Genomic DNA, 16,002 nt, shown 5'->3' with positions numbered 1-16,002 from the left:
CCCGAAGTATAAAGGAAATCAGAGCTTTCCGTCGGCGGCGAGCTTCATGAAGCTTTCGTCGAAGCGCAGGGTTACGTGGGCCGGATCGCCAAGCGTCTTGCCGCCGGGGAAGGCCATGCCGACTGCATCGGCCGAGGATGCTCCGGGGAACAGCCCCTTGGAAAAGCTGAAATCGCGCACCCGGGTCATCGTCTCGATCAGCTTGGGGGCCTGCGTCGCGGCGACGGCATCCTTGGCCTGGGCATAGAGGAAGGTCGTCTTGAGCTGGGCTTCGAACACTTCCGGCGTCGTCCCGGCGAGTTTGGCCATGGCCGCGCGGGCCTGCTTGCCCTGCTCGTCCTGAGCGATCATCACCTTCATCGTGTCGTACCAGATGCCGGCCAGCGCCTTGCCGAGGTCGGGGTTGGCTTTGAGCGTGGCGGTGTCGACCACCAGCAGGTCGAGGATTTCGCCGGGGATGTCGGCCGAAGTGAAGACCTTTGAGACGCCGGGTTGCGCGGCCATGACCGAAAGCTGCGGGTTCCATGCGACCGCCGCAGTGGCGTCGGGCGAAGCGAAGGCGGCGACGATGTCGGCGTCGGAGGTGTTGATCGTCTTTACGTCGGTCAGCGCCATGCCGTTGCTGCCAAGCGCGCGGGCCAGCAGGTAGTGCGAGACCGAAAGCTCCGCGAGATAGACCTGGCGGCCCTTGATCGCGGCGAGGCTGTTCGCCCCCTTGAGCACGATGCCGTCGTTGCCATTGGAATAATCGCCGACGATGATCGCGCTGGTGTCCTTGCCACCGGCGGCAGGGATGGTGAGGGCATCCATGTTGGCCACGGTCACGCCATCGAACTTGCCCGCCGTGTACTGGTTCACCGATTCGACGTAGTCGTTCACCTGCACGACGTTGATCTTGATGTGGTACTTGTCGGCCCACTTCTTCACGATGCCGGCCTGCTGGGCGTAGGGCCAGGGCATCCAGCCTGCGTAGATCGACCAGCCGATGCTGAATTCGGTGCGCTTTTCGGCAACCTTCCCGCCACCCGAGCACGCGGCGAGAGCCAGAGTTGCGGCGATCAGTGCGGTTTTCCCGACTTTGCCGAGATGGGCACCCAAGCGCGCCCTGAAAGCATGAAGCACCAGCCATTCCCCTTCGTGGAGTGAGCGTCATCGCTGTCGGGGACCGGCGGTCCTTGGTATTACGAACAGCTGCGTTGGTAATACCTGCCTGCCTGAAAGTGCGGATACGTCGATTGACGTAGCGGCTGTCGTGGCCGCTTCGTGCCAATTGCTGCAGAACACTCAGGCTATGGGGCTTCAGCGAGCATCGTCATGAACATCAGGAAGCTTGCAGTCGACATGCTGCCGCCGGTCACGCTGGTGATTGTCGTTTCCTTCTGGGGACTTGCGCCAAAGGCGTGGGTCGAAAGCACATGGACCGCGATCATCATGACCGCTTTGGTCACGACATGGGTTCTGGGACTCGAACTGGTGTTCGAACGCCACGAAGGCTGGCGGATGAACCGGCGCGAGTTCTTTACCGACCTGTTCTACATGGTGCTGAACGCCACGCTGATCTCGAAGGTTTCGCAGATGGTCGGCGATGCGCCGTTGATGGCCTTCAAGAAGGCTGCCGGGATCGCGACGCCTTGGGCGGGGGAAATGCCGTTCCTTGCGCAAGTGGCGCTGGTGCTGTTCGTCTATGAGTTCGGGCAGTACTGGATGCACCGCCTGATGCACAACTCGACGCCGTTCTGGCTGACCCACGCGCCGCACCACCACATCACGCAGTTGAATGCGATGAAGGGCGCGGTCGGCAATCCGATCGAGCTGGTCCTGATCAGCCTGAGCATCGTGGTGATGTTCGACGTGTCGCAGGCCGCGATCATGGGAGCATTCGGGGCGACGGGCGTGATCTCGACTTTCGCCCACGCCAACGTGCGGTCCGATCCGCCGAAGTTCTATTCGTACTTCTTCACCACGATCCGCCACCACAGCCTGCACCATTCGGTCCCCTACGAGGACACGCGCTGCAACTATGGCAACTCGCTGATCCTGTGCGACCGCATCTTCGGGACCTACAAGGAAGGTGAAGCCGCCGTAGTGGGGCAGGATGACCGTCGGCGGCTGTCGATCTACGAACAGTGGGTTTTCCCGTTCATGCCGTTGGTCAAGGCATGGCGGGCGCGGCGCGGCGCGGTCGCCGCCGGTAACTGATCCACCCTTTCTCGGAAAGAATCCCGGAAGAATGACCCCGTGACACCCGTCACGCGCGTGTCGGACACGCTTGTCTGATCCCCCTCCTGCCGCTCAGGCAAACGGGGGAAAACGATGAGCATCGCCTGCCGCCCCTCAAGCCAGGTCGCCCCGGCGCGGGCCGGGGGCCATGCCCTGTCGTGCAAGGGCAGGACTGGAGTTGCAAGCCTCAGGCGCCGTGGAAACCGGAAGCGCCGCGCAATGCTTCGCCGTAATGGCCCTGGCCTACGCCGGGACGACGGGGGGTGGGGCATATGACTCTGGCGACTCAATCCGTCACCCCGGCGAAGGCCGGGGCCCAAGGCCTTTCCTTCAAACGCAGTTCCGAGGGCGCCAACCGCACCAGCAGTTTGCCCAATGTTCACCGCCTCAAGCCGCTAAGTACCGGCCCCCGGCCTTCGCCGCAGTGACGGGATTGCTTGGCGTCGAATTTGGACAATAGAGCTCATGCCGGGTGAGTGGCTTGGCATAGCCCGTGCGGCGACAGGATTGGCGAAATCATGAGCCAAGTAACCGAACCGGCGATAACTTATGGTTGGTGCGGTGAATTATAACGAAGTCCGAGAGCGAACTACTTGGTCGCTGCAAGGGGATTTCGATATAAAATGCTTGTTTCTGCAAGCAATTCCGCACAGCTCGAAGGCTGTGCCCGGAACGCTTTTGCCGTCGATCCGGTGGCGTGCGCCGATAAGGTGCGTCCGACAGGTGAGAAGGTACCCTCAGTTGCCTCTCCCGCATCGTGGTACGTAGTCGAGACCCTTCCCCGTCTCGAACTTTGTGCGCAGGAAAATCTCGTGCGCCAGGGTTTCTCCTGCTTCCTCCCGAGGATGCGCAAGGTCCGCAGGCATGCGCGGCGCGTCGATGAAGCGCTGGTGCCGCTCTTTCCAGGCTATGCCTTCGTCCAGTTCAATCCCGAACTTCACGCCTGGCGCTCGATCAACGGGACCCGCGGCGTCCGCCGCATTGTCGGACCCGACAGCACAAGGCCGCAGGCCGTGCCGCGCGCTGCAATGCAGGCCCTTCTGGACAGGTGCGTCGGCGCGTCGGAGGCGTCCTTGCGCCCCGGAATGCCGGTCCGCCTGATCTCGCACGCCTTCGCCGATCATCTGGCGACCATCGAGCATCTCGATGACAGGGGCCGCGTCAGCGTGCTTCTCGACATACTTGGCCGGGCAACAAGGCTCCGGGTTAGTGCCCGAAATATCTCGCCGGAACCGGCGATCTGATGCCGTCCTCCGCCGCCTGTTTACTTCTGCCTTCCTCGATTTCCATCGGACCACTGCAATGAAGATGCACTTCCCTGACCGGATGCTCGGCTTTACCGGGAAATCGGGTTACGCCGATGGTCGCTGGGACGCGTTGATCCGTTCGAACAGGTTCACGCTCGGCGGTCTTTATCTTGCAGGTCTGGGGTTGCCCTGGCTGGGCCACGTCGTGAACCAGTACGGTCACATCGAACGCCCGCCGATGACGCTGGTCGAGATACTGACGCTGGTCGTCTGCGGGCTGGCCCTGACCGGCGCGCATGTCGCGTTGCGCCAGGTCAGCATGCTCGCCTTTGCAGCGGACAAGGCTCTCGTTCTCCCGGCATTCCTCGGCAACTACTTCGTGTTCTTCTCGGCAGCCTCGCTGCTGCGACTGCCCTTCCTTCGCTATGTCGCTGTCGCGAGCTTCGTTTGTGCGATCGTCTGGTACTTCGCCGTCGTCATGCTGCGCAGCCGATCGGGCATGCCTCGTCTCGCATTCGTCGGAGGTATGCCGCGCGATCCCTTGCTGGCCGGAGCCCAGATCGACTGGACTGTCCTCTCGACCAGTGATCTGGCCGGTGAGATATCGGGCGTCGTTTTCGACAAGAGCCAGCCGATGTCTCCGCATGCGGAGAAGCTGCTGGGCAAGGCCGTTCTCAATGGCTTGCCGGTTTATGAAGCCAGCGATTTCTCCGAAATGCTTTCCGGACGGGTGAGCCTTGCCACGCATCCTATCGAGTATTTCGGCCTGCTGATGCCTTCGCGTCCGCTGCTCAGGGTCAAGCGGCTTGCCGATCTGGTTGTGGTCATTCCTGGCATCGTGCTGGCATTGCCGGTCATCGCGCTGGCTTCTTTGCTGATCCGGCTGGAAAGCCCGGGTGCTGCGCTGTTTCGTCAACCGCGCATGGGCTACAAGGGCGAGGTCTTCGTCTGCTACAAGCTGCGTTCCATGCGTTCGGACGTCCCGGGGCCTGCCTTCACCGAAGCCAAGGATCCGCGCATCACGCGGGTTGGCCGCTTCATCCGCAAATGGCGCATCGACGAGCTTCCCCAGCTGTTCAACGTCCTGCGCGGCGACATGAGCTTCATCGGGCCACGCCCCGAAGCCGTGTCGCTCGCCACAATGTACCAGGCCGAGATTCCCTACTACGCCTATCGCCATTCGGTCCGGCCGGGCATCACAGGGTGGGCGGCGGTCAACCAGGGCAACGTTGCTCTGACTGACGCGGCAAGGCGCAAGCTCGAGTATGACTTCTACTACATCAAGCACTGCTCGGTGTGGCTCGACATTCTTGTCATCCTGCTCACCGTCAGGACGGTCCTGACCGGATTTGGTTCGCGCTAGGGCTGGGCCGAGGTCACCGCGCGCCGACAACGCTCCGCGCGATCAGACTTTCAAGGTTGCGATAGTCGACCGGCTTCATGATCACTTGCGCATTGCCCAGGCTGGTGCAGTCATCGTGGAGCTTCCGGTCGGCATAGGCGGTCAGGAAGATCACCGGCGAGTTGCTGCTGGCGCCGACGCTCTGCCGCAGTTCCGACACAAGCTGGTGACCGTTCATGCCAGGCAGCAGCACATCGCACAGGATGAGGTCATAGCACCGTTCCTGCGCCATGGCGAAGCCGGTAGGTCCATCGTGCGCGGCATCCACGCCATACCCGCATTCCTGCAGCACATCGACCAGATCATCGCGCAGATCGGGTTCGTCCTCGACGCACAGGATGCGGATCGCACTATCACGCATGCGCGATGACCTCGGGGCTTTCGTCGGCCTGTGTCGTGATGGGGAAGGTCAGGGTAACGGTTGTCCCGCTGGCGTTCGATTCCAGCGTGAGCGACCCGCCGCCTGATTCCAGCACGCGGCGCGCAAGAAACAGGCCGACTCCCGCGCCGGGCTGGTTCGCCGCATTGTTGCCGCGGAAGAACTTCGTGCCGATCAAACCGAGTTCCACCGCCGTCACGCCCGAGCCATGATCGCGAACGGTAATCGTGCCAAGGTCCTGCGTCGCAACCGCCGAGACCGCAATGTTGCCCTCGGGGCAATAGCGGACCGCGTTGTCGAGAACGGTGCGGAGCGCGAGCGAGATGGCGCCGCTGTCCTTGACGATCGCATTGCGCACATCGGTCTCGAGCACGAGCCGCTCTTCGGGCACGATCTCGAGGGCAAGCGCGCTGACGATGTCGTCCAGTGGCGCAGCATTGGCGAGGTTAGGCTCGGCCCCCTCGTTCCCTGCATCAAGGCTGCGGCCCAGTTTCGAAAGGAGCCCGGTGATCCGCTCCACCGCCCCGCGGAAGCGCGTCGCCCGCTTGCGCAGATCGGCCTCGCCGATGTCGCCGGCCTTCTTCTCGAGGATCTGCGCACCGCTGTCGATCACTGACAGGGGCGTGCGTATCTCGTGCGAAAGGACGCGGATGAAGCGCATCTGCTCCACGCTGGCCTGCTGCTGCCGCCGCAGCGCCTGCTCGGTCAGTCGCTGCTGGTCGGCAAGACGGCGATGCGCTTCGCCAAGCTTCTCTCCGGTGATCACCAGCCGCTGCCCGAGATCGTCGAGTTCGGCAATATCCGTCGAGGGAACTTCGTGACGGTAATGGCCGGCGGCAATCCGGTCGAGCACGCCGATGAGCTTGCCGATTGGGCCGGAAAGGCCGTTGCTCATCACCTTTGCGCGACGATACAGGAACAGGAAGAAGCCGAAATAGAACACGACCAGCGCGGCCGCCATGCTCCAGCCGATGGTGTGAAGCTGGTCGCGCAGGCTGTCGGCTTCGGCGATGATCTTCGCTTGTGGCGCCACCACCACCAACCGCCATTCCGGTCCCGCGATCTGGGCATAGCTGGCAACGCTGAGGCCGTTTATCGACAAGCGCATGCGCCCGTGGTCCGACTTTCTCATCGCTTCGGCCAGGGCCTTGGTCGCCGCAAGCTTGTTGAGATCGAACGCCTCGGGTTTGCGCATGTCGGCCCGAACCGCGTCCGAGTACTTGAACGATGTCAGCTCGCGCAGGCCTAGGTCCACTTCGCCCTGCTGCGGCATGGCGATGATGCGCCCTTCGCGATCGACCAGCATCGCATAGGCATTCCACGGCATCTTGAGATTGAGCAGGTGGGAAATGATGTTGCCGAGCGTCAGGTCCTGCCCGACGACCGCTTCCAGCTTGCCGTTTCTGTAAACCGGCGCAATCGAAGAGATCATCCAGCCATGGCCGGCCGGATCAAGATAGGCTTCGGTCCAGACCGGCTTGCGAGCCGGATTGTGCCTGGCGTCGGCAAGGTAATAGAAGTTGAAGTCCGGAATCCGCATCTTGTGCGGATATTGCTCCAGCACGTCGAAGTAGGGGTAGATCCGGTTGTAGCTGTCGTAGGTGTTGACGTAGACCGAAGCGACGAGCGGGCTGGCGCTCTCAAGGTCCGCCATCAGGGGATCTAGCGCGGCCAGTTTCCAGACCTTGCGGATCTCATCCGGGCCTACCGGTGTCGCGCCGGTATAGTAGCTCGCTGTCGTCCCGATGCCGTAGCGCGTATAGAAGCCGCCGTCGGACGTGCGGGCATAGCGCGCCATTTCCGCTGCCGAGGGCCGATAATCGCCATCGAGTGCCACCTTGGTCTGGGCGGCAAGGATTCCGGTGCTGCTGGATACGCCTTCGAGCGTGGTCGCAATGCCTTGCGCCTCAAGCCGCGCGACGCTGTCGAGATAGGATCCCGATACGTCTTCGAGTGCTTCGATATTGGCATCGTGAACGATTGAGTTGGACAGTACGAAGATCGCAAGGAAGGTCACTTCGATGAACAGGAGCGGGACGATTGCGGCCCTGAGATAAGACAGCCAGAGCCAGCGCCGGATCGGCGTGCGGGATGACTTTTCCGCTTCGCTGTCGGCCTCCATCTCTTCGTCGCCCGCCTTTTTGTGTAAACTGACTTTACAGCGTTGCTCTGCGCATTCTTTACGGCATCTCTCTACGCATTCTGTGCGCGAGCGCACACTCAAGGCGAAAAAGTTGCTTTCGATACTATGCCTAGCGTCGCTCCTCTAACCGCCTTGGCTACTGGTGACAACGGTATGTAGCGTGAATGGCGCGCGCATACCCTACTTTTGATCTGATTTTAATATTTAGAATCTAATCAGACACGAGTCGGAAATCGTTTACGACAGTTCCCGGACAAGCGGAAACTGCAGGTTGAGCGCAAGGCCCGTTCCGTCATCCGGCAGCAGATTGATCGTCCCGGCATGGCGCTCCATCGCTTCACGCACCAGCGCCAGACCAAGGCCGCTGCCCGGCCTGCTGCCGACATTGCTAGCCCGTGCAAACTTCTCGAACACGGCCGGCCGATCCGCTTCGGGTATGCCTATGCCCTCGTCACGCACGACCACAGATATCTTGTCATCCTCGATGGCGCCGGTGATTTCGATGTTTGCAGGTCCGTTGCTGTACTTGATCGAGTTGGCGAGCAGGTTGAAGAACAACCCCTCGACCAGCGAACCATCAAGGCGCACCTTCGGCAGGGAGGGGAGAGACACCCTGATCCTGGCTTCCGGATTGATGTCGCGAACGGATTGAGCGCAGTATTCGATCAGTGCGGCAAGGTCGGTCTCGACCAGAGGCGCCTGTTGCAGCGGCAGGGCCTGTTCGACCCGCGAAAGGGTACTGTCCATGACCCTGACCAGGACCTGCACAGATTTCCGGATGCGTTGTGCCGCGTTGACGACAAAGGCATTTGCGCTGCGCTCTGCATTGCTTTCGATTCTCTGCGCCGCGCTGTCGATGATCGCCAGCGGGGTGCGCAGTTCGTGCGATGCTATGGCGAGGATCTGTCGGTTGAGGTCGCCGACCCGCCGTTCGACGCCAAGGGCGGCTTCCAGCTCTCTATTGGCACGGTGGAGCTTGTCGATATCCGTCGCGGTGAATATCAGCGAGGGTTGGCCGCGGTAATGAATGCGCACGCCTGCAAGGAAGACCCACAGCGTTTCGCCATCTGCCCTGCGCAGTTCCACTTCACCGCTGGCAAATTCTTCCTGTTCCAGCCTTTTGTGGAGTGCCGCCAGCGCCTCCCGGTCCCAGTAACGCCTGTCGCTGGCAAGACTGCCGACATCGCTGATCCCCAGCATGTCCTGCGCGGAGCGGTTGCAACGCAGCAGGGTTTCCGTCGTCTCCGACAGGATCAGTAGTGGGGCAACATTCAGTGAAAGCACAAGGTCGAGCGCATCCTCGCTTTCAGCCTGATGCTGGCGCGCTTCAAGCGTTTCGGTCACGTCCTGCTGTGAAACGAGAATGACCTCCTCGCCCGTTGCCGGATCTGCCAGCCGGTTGATCTGCAGGCTGTGTGAAGGATGGCCTGGTGCAGTGGTCCGGCAGATTTCCATAGCATGGCCGCCAGCCCTTACCGCGTTGAGAAGGCGTGCCGGAGCGTCCTTTTCCAGGAACATCTCGGCAAAGTGGTCCGCACCGGGCGTCGCTGTGTCGATGGAGCCGAATGCGGCGGTTGCGGCAGGGTTGCGCATCAGGACATTGCCCTTGCCGTCAAACAGCGAAATCATCAGCGGCGTATGCCGCAAGGCCTCTATGGCGCGCACTTCGGCGTCCGGAAGCGTGGCGTCCGCAAAGGGAACCACTTCGACCAGCATCGCCTCGGGATGGCCTTCAATGCTGACGCCCCGGCAATGGCACAGGACAGTCGTCGCCTTGCCCTTGGGATAGAGTGTCCAGCTTTCCGTGCGTTCCTCACCTCTGGCAAAAGCCTCGCGATACTCTTCGAGCCGGAGGCGTACGGCAGTGCTCTGGGGAGAGACTTCGCGAGAACTCAGCTCGTCAGGGCCGCTTGCACTCCAAAGCGCTTCGGCTGGCCGATTTGCCCAACAGATGCTCTGCTGCCCGAAGCTGTAGATGTGAACCGGCGCGGCAAGCCGACCAAGAACTTCCAGTGCGCTGTCTTCGAGCTTTTGAAAGGCATGCCGCGGTGACATTCCATGGACTCCAGATGCCGGCTTGTTCATGAACAGATTATAACTCCAGCGTTCATGTTCGGCTTCCCTTGCCTGACGCGACGTCGCTTGGCCATCGCCCGATCGGGCAACCCGCGCCCGACTAGGGGAACGCGGGAAAAACCGAAAACTCGCAAGGCATTGGTTTGGCGAAAACCGGCGTACATATCGACGATACAGCTACATAGGCAAATGGTCGACCTCTATAGCCAAATTGTAATATATCGGAAAAAGCGAGACTAAGCTTAAAAAGTCTTAGCTTTTCCGGGTCTGGAAAGAAGCTGTCCTGCAAGGTGCCGCAAGGTGCTCATCTTGCCGAGGCAGATTGATCCCGAAGGAATTGCGTATCGCTTCAAGTCCCCATCAGCGGGAAAGGTGGTCGCAGTGGAAATCGCGTTGAATCAAAATCATACGGCGGCACCCAGCTCCTGGAGGCTGGGCCGTTTCGGCGGCCTTACCGGGCGTCAGTCCGAAATACTGCGAGCTGTCGTCTGGGGGATGAGCGCTGATGACATTGCGCAATGGCTCAAGATCAGCCCGCGCACGGTCGAACTTCACCGCGCTCAGGCGCTGGCCCGTATCGGTGCAAGAAACGTTGCGGATGCAGTCCGGATTGCAATCACGCAAGGTTTCGATTTCCAGCCGGATCCTCGTACCGAACTGCTGGGTCAAGGTGGCCATCCTGCAACCGGAGCGCAAGAACTTGATATGCGCGAAGCGGTGCTGCTTCAGGCAGACCTTGAACGCCACTTTGATTACGATGATGGCGCAGGGCCACTCGTTGGCAAGGCCATGGCGGCAGAACCTGTTCGGCGCGAAGAAGCTTCTCATTCCCCTGTGCTTGACGGCTCTCCCCTTGTCCGTGTGATCGGGTTGCCGGGCCGGACCTATGATGAACGTGTTCACTGGGTTGCGGCATGGGCCAATGTCGAGCGTGAAATGACCTACAGCCCCTGGAATACCGGGTTGCTCGCGCAGGCAGGCACGCGGTTCGATGTCATTCTCGTTCATGGGGACGAAGATCGCAGGGTTGCCCACTTGCTGCGCGAATTCCGCGAGGTCTATCCCACGAAGCTGATGATCGCGGTGCTGTCCCATGCACGGGCGGCCGAGCGCGCGCTGCTTTATCGTGCTGGCGCCGATGCGGTCTATGATCTGTTCAGCGAAGGTGGCGTTGCCGATGCCTGGCTTGCCAGCGCTATGAAGCGGCAGGACAGCTTCGCCGCCGTGCCCGCCAAGGCGGTGAGCAATTCACGGCTTGTGGCGCTGCTGGGGGCGCACAGCTTCACGCGGGCCGAAGCCGAGTTCATCCATCTGCTCGAGCAGAGCGCCGGTCGGCCTGTAAGCTACACCACCCTTGGTCAGATGACGCGCCGGGCCAAGACTGGCGATCCGCGCAAGTCGATCCAGGTCATGATCTGCAGGCTGAACGCAAAGCTTTCCGGCCTGCTCAAGATCAGGAACGTTCGTGAAGAAGGTTACCAGATCGATAGCGAAGCCCTGGAAGCGGCTGTCGAGAAGCTGTCTGCCGAGCGCACGCCAGTAGAGTCTGCAAGTGCGCCCCGTGCGCTTGCGGCCATGGCGGGTTGAGCCGGAACCGGACGCATTCGTCCTGCATTCGATGAGGCATCACGTGGCTTTGCATCTTGGCAAGATCTGCGCAGTCTTGGCTGCGTGCACCCTTGGAGGGTGCGTCTCTAACGGTACGCTGCAGCCTGACCGGGCCCTGTTCTCGCTCGACGGCAATTACCAGCGCTACGAGTACGCGTTCTCCATCGAGGATACCTTCGACCGCGCGGCCGCCGTGTTCCGCGAGGGCGGTTACAAGCTCGACGTCGTGGACCGGGCGACCGGCCAGATGAGCGGGACGCGCGGACGTACCGGCGACGAAACCCACAGCGAGAAGGGCCTGAAGTTCTACGCCATGGTCCTTCCTGGCCAGCGCGGAAACAGCATTCTCAGCATCAAGGTCGTCCAGATCATCTCGCGCGGCATTCCGGGCGTGACGGGGTCCAAGACCGAAGTGATCGTGGCCGATCCACAGATGTACCAGTATCTGTTCCGCCGCATCGAAACCGGCCAGCAGAGCGAACTTCCAGCGGCCCAGTGATAGCCACGGTGACGGCTCCGGCCCTGCCGGATAGCCGCCAGCCTTCGCCGTCACCCCGAAACTTGCGTCGTGCCCCGGGGATACCTGCTGTCCCCTTTCGGGATCGTAACACTTGTTTTCGTCGGCCACCTAACCAATTAGACTATCGCCATAATCCTCAATCGTTTGCGAGTAGCAGAGCTGTGTGGCATGGGGCGCTGGATTTAGGGGCGTAGCACGTTGTTTCGATGATGGTTGTCGTCATCAAATGACTGGGGATTGGGGGAATTTCGTTGTTGCGGCCGAGGGAAAATCTGCGTTGGGGCTATACGCTCGAAACCCGTTGTGGGATCGAGGCGTTCAATCGTCCGTGCCAGGCCATCGGTGAGGCTCCGCTCGTCGGCCTGCCATGCCCGCAGAACGAGATCTGCCGCGTGCAGGGAGAGACCGTCTACATCCTCGATGATGATCCGGTAATCCTCGAAGAGCTGCGCGAACTGGTCGAGTGGTGCGGCTATACCGTCAAGTGCTTCAGCAGCCCGCTCGAGTTCCAGCGCGAGTCCGTCGCCAGCCTGCAGGGCTGCGTCATGCTCGACGTCGAACTCCCCGGCATTGATGGCATCGAGATGCACACCTGGCTCCGGTCCGTTGCTCCGAACCTGCCCGTGATCTTCCTTTCCGGCGTATCGAGCATCGAGACCGCCGTCAGTTGCATGCGCGCAGGCGCGGTCGAGTTTCTGGTCAAGCCGATCAAGCAGGGCGATCTGCGCCGCGCGCTAACCGCGGCAATCGGTGCCGGCCGCATGAAGACGTGTCGGCGGGAATCGGTCGAGGAAGTCGGCCGCATGGTCCAGGCGCTCACCCCTGCCGAGTGGCGCGTGGCCGAGTTGATCGCCCAGGGCTACGTCACCAAGCAGATCGCGAACCTTCTCGACCGCAGCGAGAACACCACCAAGATCCACCGCTTCCGGATCTTCAACAAGCTCGGCGTCACCTCGTCCGCGCAGCTGGTCAAGATCGTGGAGATGGCAAAGTCCGCCAGAGCGCCAGCGGACTGATCGCCCGATGACACTCGCACCAGCCGATGGCACCCGTGTTGCGCCAACCTGCGGACAGTCCTATGTCCCGATCCTTCCGAAACACGGTGCGCGGACAGCTACCCGCGACAAGGGGAGGGTCCGGCCATGACCAGCGGCGGTATCGACAGGAAGTTCGTTCACGAATTGAGCCAGCCGCTCAACGTCATCAGCGTGGCCACTGCCAACCTGCGCAATGCGCTGAGCGGCAAGATGCCTGACGACATGCAGGACTACCTCCTGCGCAAGCTCGCCCGCATCGACGAACAGATCGAGCGTGCGCAGGGCGTGGTGGATCGCTACGGCAAGGATCCCGCCCCAGGCTCGGACAACGCCTGAGCATGCTCGCCATCCCGTCACGTGGTCCGTCATCGCTGGGACGGAGGGGCGAGTGACCCCCCAGTCCCACGCCTCCGTCGGCACCGAGCCCGCCCGCGAAGTTCTCATCATCGATGACGAGCTTGCCGCGCTCGAGGAATATGCCGAACTCTTCGAACTGCTCGGCCTGCAAGTGGCGACCGAGACCTCTCCGATTGCCGCCTGCGAGCGCGTTCTTGCCGATGCCGCGATACGGGTCGTAGTCACCGATCTGCGGATGGCGCGCCTCGATGGCGTGACCCTCATCCAGACCCTGCGCCAGTCGCTTCCGCCTGAGCGCAAGGTCCATTTCATCATGCTCACCGGCATGATCGACCTCGCGCCCGACCAGAAGCTCGAAGACGTCCCCGCACTGGCCAAGCCGGTCGACTTCGATCTCCTCCTGCGGATGATCCGTGAGCGACTGAACACCTGATGGCCAGACCGCGTCCGCCAGAACCCGACAGGGCATCGTTGGCGTCACAGCTGGTGATGTTCGCGATCGTGGCGGCTCTCGGCGCGGGCCTGAATTTCCTCCCGCTCTCGCTGGGATGGGGCCTCGATCTCGTTTTCGGACTTGCGGTCGTCATGGCGGCGACCAGAGTGCTCGACCGCCGCCTCCTGATCCTTGCCGGAGCACTGGCCAGCCTGCCGACGCTGTTCATCTGGCATCACCCCTGGGCGGTCACCATCTGGACCGCAGAAGTGGCGATGGTGGCATGTCTCCAGCGCCGCCTCGTGCCCGTTGCAGCCGATGCGTTGTTCTGGATCGTGCTTGGCGCGCCGATGGCGCTGGCCAGCTATGGCTGGCTGATGGGCATGAGCGGCGTCGCGCTCCAGCTTGTTGCGGTGAAGCAGGCGGTCAATGGCGTGTTCAACGTCGCTATCGGCGAACTGCTCTATCACCTGTTTTACGCCACCCGTCGTCGACAGGCCAGCGAACTGCCCAAGCTGTCGCTCGAAACCTTCGTGCTCACCAGTTTCGCAATCGCCAGCATCCTTCCCGTCCTCGGGTTCACCCGGCTCGCGGCGCCGGAAAAGGAGGCCGACTTGCGCCAGCTGGCCACCGCAAAGGCCGATGCAGGCCTGGGGATCGCCGCGCAGATCCTCACCGACCTTGCCGACAATGCCCGCCGACAGGGCAGGGGCCAGGCGCCATCTCTCGCGGCAGACCCTGCCCCGATGGAAGTGCGCGCCCATTTCGTCGCAAACCCCATGCCGAACCGCGACTTCGGCAAGATCTATCTCGTGATGCCCGGTCGCAGGATCGAGCCTCTCAACGGCGGTGATGTCCCGACCAGCGGCAAGGTGCGCGATGCCATGCTGAACCCGGCAGGGGAGGGCTTCCTTGCGCCAACGGCATTCGGCACGCCGATCATGACCAGCCTGTCCGCGTCGGTTTACATCAAGTCCGCACCTGCGCCCGGCAGGTATGGACATCTTGCGGTATTGGTTCCCGTCACGCGCGAAATCGATCAGATCCGCGTCTATCAGCTCGAACTGTTCGGCCTGCTCGCGGTCATGATCGCCGCGATCATTGCGCTAACCGCTGTCTTCGCGCGCGAGATAAAGGTCTCGGTCCGTCGTCTGCTCCAGACGGCAGTTGGCATGTCGATGGCGCGGGACGATGATCTGTCGACTGGCAAGGATGACGAATACTTTGTCGAGCTTGATGATCTCGCTCGCGAAATCGCACGCGCAGGAGAAGTCGTCGCCGATGAACAAGACCGCCTGCGTTCAGCGCAAAGGCGTCTGCGCAGCATCGCGCGCAATGCCCCCGTGGCGATCTACGCTGTCGATCTTGATGCGCGCGGCGGCTTCGAGATCGTGTTTGTCAGCGGCGGGGTCGAACGCCTGCTTGGCTACACTCCCGCCGAAATCACCCGGATGGAACGGCTCGAAGAGCTTTATCACCCCGATGATCTGGACAAGATCACCAGGCAGCGAAGGGTCCTTCAGGAAGGCCTGCAGGCATCCGTAGAATATCGCCTACGACACCGTGACGGGCACTATGTCTGGATTCTCGACAGTCTGTCGGTCGAGCGTGGCGAAGATGCGCATCTCGAAGTCGTGGGCCTGCTGATCGATGTGTCCGACCGCAAGGCTGCCGAAGCCGAACTGCTTCATGCAGACAAGATGGCAAGCCTTGGCCGCATGGCCGTTGGCGTGGCGCACGAACTCAATCAGCCGCTGCAGATCATGAATGCGGCCGTGACCAACATCCGCCAGCGCATCCGCATCGGCCAGCTTCCGGAAGAAGCCCTGCATGCCAAGCTTGACGTGGTCGCCGGACAGATCGAGCGCGCAGCGGCGATCATCCGGCAGATGAAGCTCTACGGCAGAATGCCGGTCGACGAGATCGTCGAAGTCGATGTCGCTGCGGCCGTCAGGTCTGTCATCGCTATGGTCACGCCCCAGTTCGAGGCTTCCGGCATTGCATTGAAGGCCACTGGGCTGGAACTCGAATACGCCGTCAAGGCCACTGCCCTGGCGCTCGAGCAGGTCTTGATGAACCTGCTGGTCAACGCGCATGACGCAGTGATCGAAGCCAGGCGCAAGGGAGCCTCGGCCGGGCAGGTTGAGGTGGTCTGCCATTCTGACGAGACTTGGGTCACGGTCGCGGTGCACGACGATGGCGGCGGCGTGCCGGACCGGATACGCGACCGCGTCTTCGAACCGTTCTTCACGACCAAGCCGCCACTGGAAGGGACCGGGTTGGGGCTGTCCATCGTGTTCGGATTGGTCAGCGGTTTTGGCGGACAGCTCGAACTGCACAACACGGCCCAGGGAGCGCTTTTCGAAGTCCGGCTTCCCAGGCATGCGGTCAGTGAACCGGCAGTCCAGCCAGCCTGAGGCAAATGATCAGGCTATCATGCCTTTTGCAAAGCAAGCTTTGTCATTGCGAGGAGGCCCGTTTTTCTTGGGCCGACTAAGCAATCCAGAGTCTTATGCACGACGCTCTAGATTGCTTCGCTCCGCTCGCAATGACCACGTAACGGCATCGGTCATTGCAAAG

13 protein-coding genes and 1 pseudogene are annotated in these 16,002 nt (G+C 61.8%); 10 read left to right on the top strand and 4 right to left on the bottom strand.

What is annotated here, in order from left to right:
* Window positions 1-18 precede the first annotated feature (18 nt).
* Window positions 19-1,098 carry a putative urea ABC transporter substrate-binding protein gene (locus tag ACZ1JX_RS08435; protein ID WP_465126381.1) on the bottom strand — a complete coding sequence of 360 codons (1,080 nt, stop codon included), beginning with the start codon at window positions 1,096-1,098 and terminating at the stop codon, window positions 19-21.
* A 216-nt stretch (window positions 1,099-1,314) separates the two neighbouring features.
* Between ACZ1JX_RS08435 and ACZ1JX_RS08430 the strand changes: the two genes are divergently transcribed.
* The 3 genes from ACZ1JX_RS08430 to ACZ1JX_RS08420 all read left to right on the top strand — a co-directional run bounded on the left by ACZ1JX_RS08430 (window position 1,315) and on the right by ACZ1JX_RS08420 (window position 4,830).
* Window positions 1,315-2,199: a sterol desaturase family protein gene (locus tag ACZ1JX_RS08430; RefSeq protein ID WP_465126268.1), complete on the top strand. Its 885-nt coding sequence runs from the start codon at window positions 1,315-1,317 to the stop codon at window positions 2,197-2,199.
* 644 nt (window positions 2,200-2,843) lie between these two features.
* On the top strand, window positions 2,844-3,464 hold the full coding sequence (gene nusG, locus ACZ1JX_RS08425) for a transcription termination/antitermination protein NusG (RefSeq protein ID WP_465126267.1): 621 nt from the start codon (window positions 2,844-2,846) through the stop codon (window positions 3,462-3,464).
* A gap of 58 nt (window positions 3,465-3,522) precedes the next feature.
* Window positions 3,523-4,830, top strand: coding sequence for a sugar transferase (locus ACZ1JX_RS08420; RefSeq protein ID WP_465126266.1), 1,308 nt, complete (start codon window positions 3,523-3,525; stop codon window positions 4,828-4,830).
* A gap of 13 nt (window positions 4,831-4,843) precedes the next feature.
* Here ACZ1JX_RS08420 and ACZ1JX_RS08415 read toward each other — a convergent pair whose 3' ends face one another.
* From ACZ1JX_RS08415 to ACZ1JX_RS08405, 3 genes are all read right to left on the bottom strand, one after another.
* Window positions 4,844-5,230: a response regulator gene (locus ACZ1JX_RS08415; protein WP_465126265.1), complete on the bottom strand. Its 387-nt coding sequence runs from the start codon at window positions 5,228-5,230 to the stop codon at window positions 4,844-4,846.
* Window positions 5,223-7,370, bottom strand: coding sequence for an ATP-binding protein (locus ACZ1JX_RS08410; protein WP_465126264.1), 2,148 nt, complete (start codon window positions 7,368-7,370; stop codon window positions 5,223-5,225). Before ACZ1JX_RS08410 ends, ACZ1JX_RS08415 begins: the two co-directional genes overlap by 8 nt.
* 258 nt (window positions 7,371-7,628) lie before the next feature.
* Window positions 7,629-9,446 carry a sensor histidine kinase gene (locus tag ACZ1JX_RS08405; RefSeq protein WP_465126263.1) on the bottom strand — a complete coding sequence of 606 codons (1,818 nt, stop codon included), beginning with the start codon at window positions 9,444-9,446 and terminating at the stop codon, window positions 7,629-7,631.
* A 516-nt stretch (window positions 9,447-9,962) separates the two neighbouring features.
* Between ACZ1JX_RS08405 and ACZ1JX_RS08400 the strand changes: the two are divergent.
* The 7 genes and pseudogenes from ACZ1JX_RS08400 to ACZ1JX_RS08370 form a co-directional block, all read left to right on the top strand.
* Window positions 9,963-10,022 (top strand): annotated as a pseudogene (locus ACZ1JX_RS08400) (hypothetical protein); the annotation flags it as partial.
* A gap of 150 nt (window positions 10,023-10,172) precedes the next feature.
* The gene (locus ACZ1JX_RS08395) at window positions 10,173-11,054 is read left to right on the top strand and encodes a hypothetical protein (protein ID WP_465126464.1); all 882 of its coding nucleotides are present in this window, start codon (window positions 10,173-10,175) and stop codon (window positions 11,052-11,054) included.
* A 76-nt stretch (window positions 11,055-11,130) separates the two neighbouring features.
* Window positions 11,131-11,574, top strand: coding sequence for a hypothetical protein (locus ACZ1JX_RS08390; protein ID WP_465126262.1), 444 nt, complete (start codon window positions 11,131-11,133; stop codon window positions 11,572-11,574).
* Window positions 11,575-11,849: 275 nt separating this feature from the next.
* Complete coding sequence (locus ACZ1JX_RS08385) at window positions 11,850-12,611, top strand: response regulator transcription factor (RefSeq protein ID WP_465126261.1); 762 nt, start codon at window positions 11,850-11,852, stop codon at window positions 12,609-12,611.
* Between the two features lie 126 nt (window positions 12,612-12,737).
* On the top strand, window positions 12,738-12,968 hold the full coding sequence (locus ACZ1JX_RS08380; RefSeq protein WP_465126260.1) for a hypothetical protein: 231 nt from the start codon (window positions 12,738-12,740) through the stop codon (window positions 12,966-12,968).
* Window positions 12,969-13,020: 52 nt separating this feature from the next.
* Window positions 13,021-13,422, top strand: coding sequence for a response regulator (locus ACZ1JX_RS08375; protein WP_465126259.1), 402 nt, complete (start codon window positions 13,021-13,023; stop codon window positions 13,420-13,422).
* A complete protein-coding gene (locus tag ACZ1JX_RS08370; protein WP_465126258.1) occupies window positions 13,422-15,839 on the top strand; it encodes a sensor histidine kinase in 2,418 nt (805 codons plus the stop codon). The genes ACZ1JX_RS08375 and ACZ1JX_RS08370 overlap by 1 nt, the downstream gene beginning before the upstream one ends.
* Window positions 15,840-16,002 lie beyond the last annotated feature (163 nt).

The organism is Novosphingobium sp. BL-A-41-Hi4A-0G (genome assembly GCF_055521735.1).
Note: the sequence above shows the minus strand (reverse complement) of the source record. Positions and strands in the feature narration are given on the sequence as shown.

Coding starts and splice junctions, on each gene's coding strand:
- ACZ1JX_RS08420 (WP_465126266.1), top strand. CDS start 3,523: ATGAAGATGCACTTCCCTGACCGGATGCTCGGCTTTACCGGGAAATCG.
- nusG (WP_465126267.1), top strand. CDS start 2,844: ATGCTTGTTTCTGCAAGCAATTCCGCACAGCTCGAAGGCTGTGCCCGG.
- ACZ1JX_RS08410 (WP_465126264.1), bottom strand. CDS start 7,370: ATGGAGGCCGACAGCGAAGCGGAAAAGTCATCCCGCACGCCGATCCGG.
- ACZ1JX_RS08415 (WP_465126265.1), bottom strand. CDS start 5,230: ATGCGTGATAGTGCGATCCGCATCCTGTGCGTCGAGGACGAACCCGAT.
- ACZ1JX_RS08395 (WP_465126464.1), top strand. CDS start 10,173: ATGCGCGAAGCGGTGCTGCTTCAGGCAGACCTTGAACGCCACTTTGAT.
- ACZ1JX_RS08430 (WP_465126268.1), top strand. CDS start 1,315: ATGAACATCAGGAAGCTTGCAGTCGACATGCTGCCGCCGGTCACGCTG.
- ACZ1JX_RS08380 (WP_465126260.1), top strand. CDS start 12,738: ATGACCAGCGGCGGTATCGACAGGAAGTTCGTTCACGAATTGAGCCAG.
- ACZ1JX_RS08370 (WP_465126258.1), top strand. CDS start 13,422: ATGGCCAGACCGCGTCCGCCAGAACCCGACAGGGCATCGTTGGCGTCA.
- ACZ1JX_RS08405 (WP_465126263.1), bottom strand. CDS start 9,446: ATGTCACCGCGGCATGCCTTTCAAAAGCTCGAAGACAGCGCACTGGAA.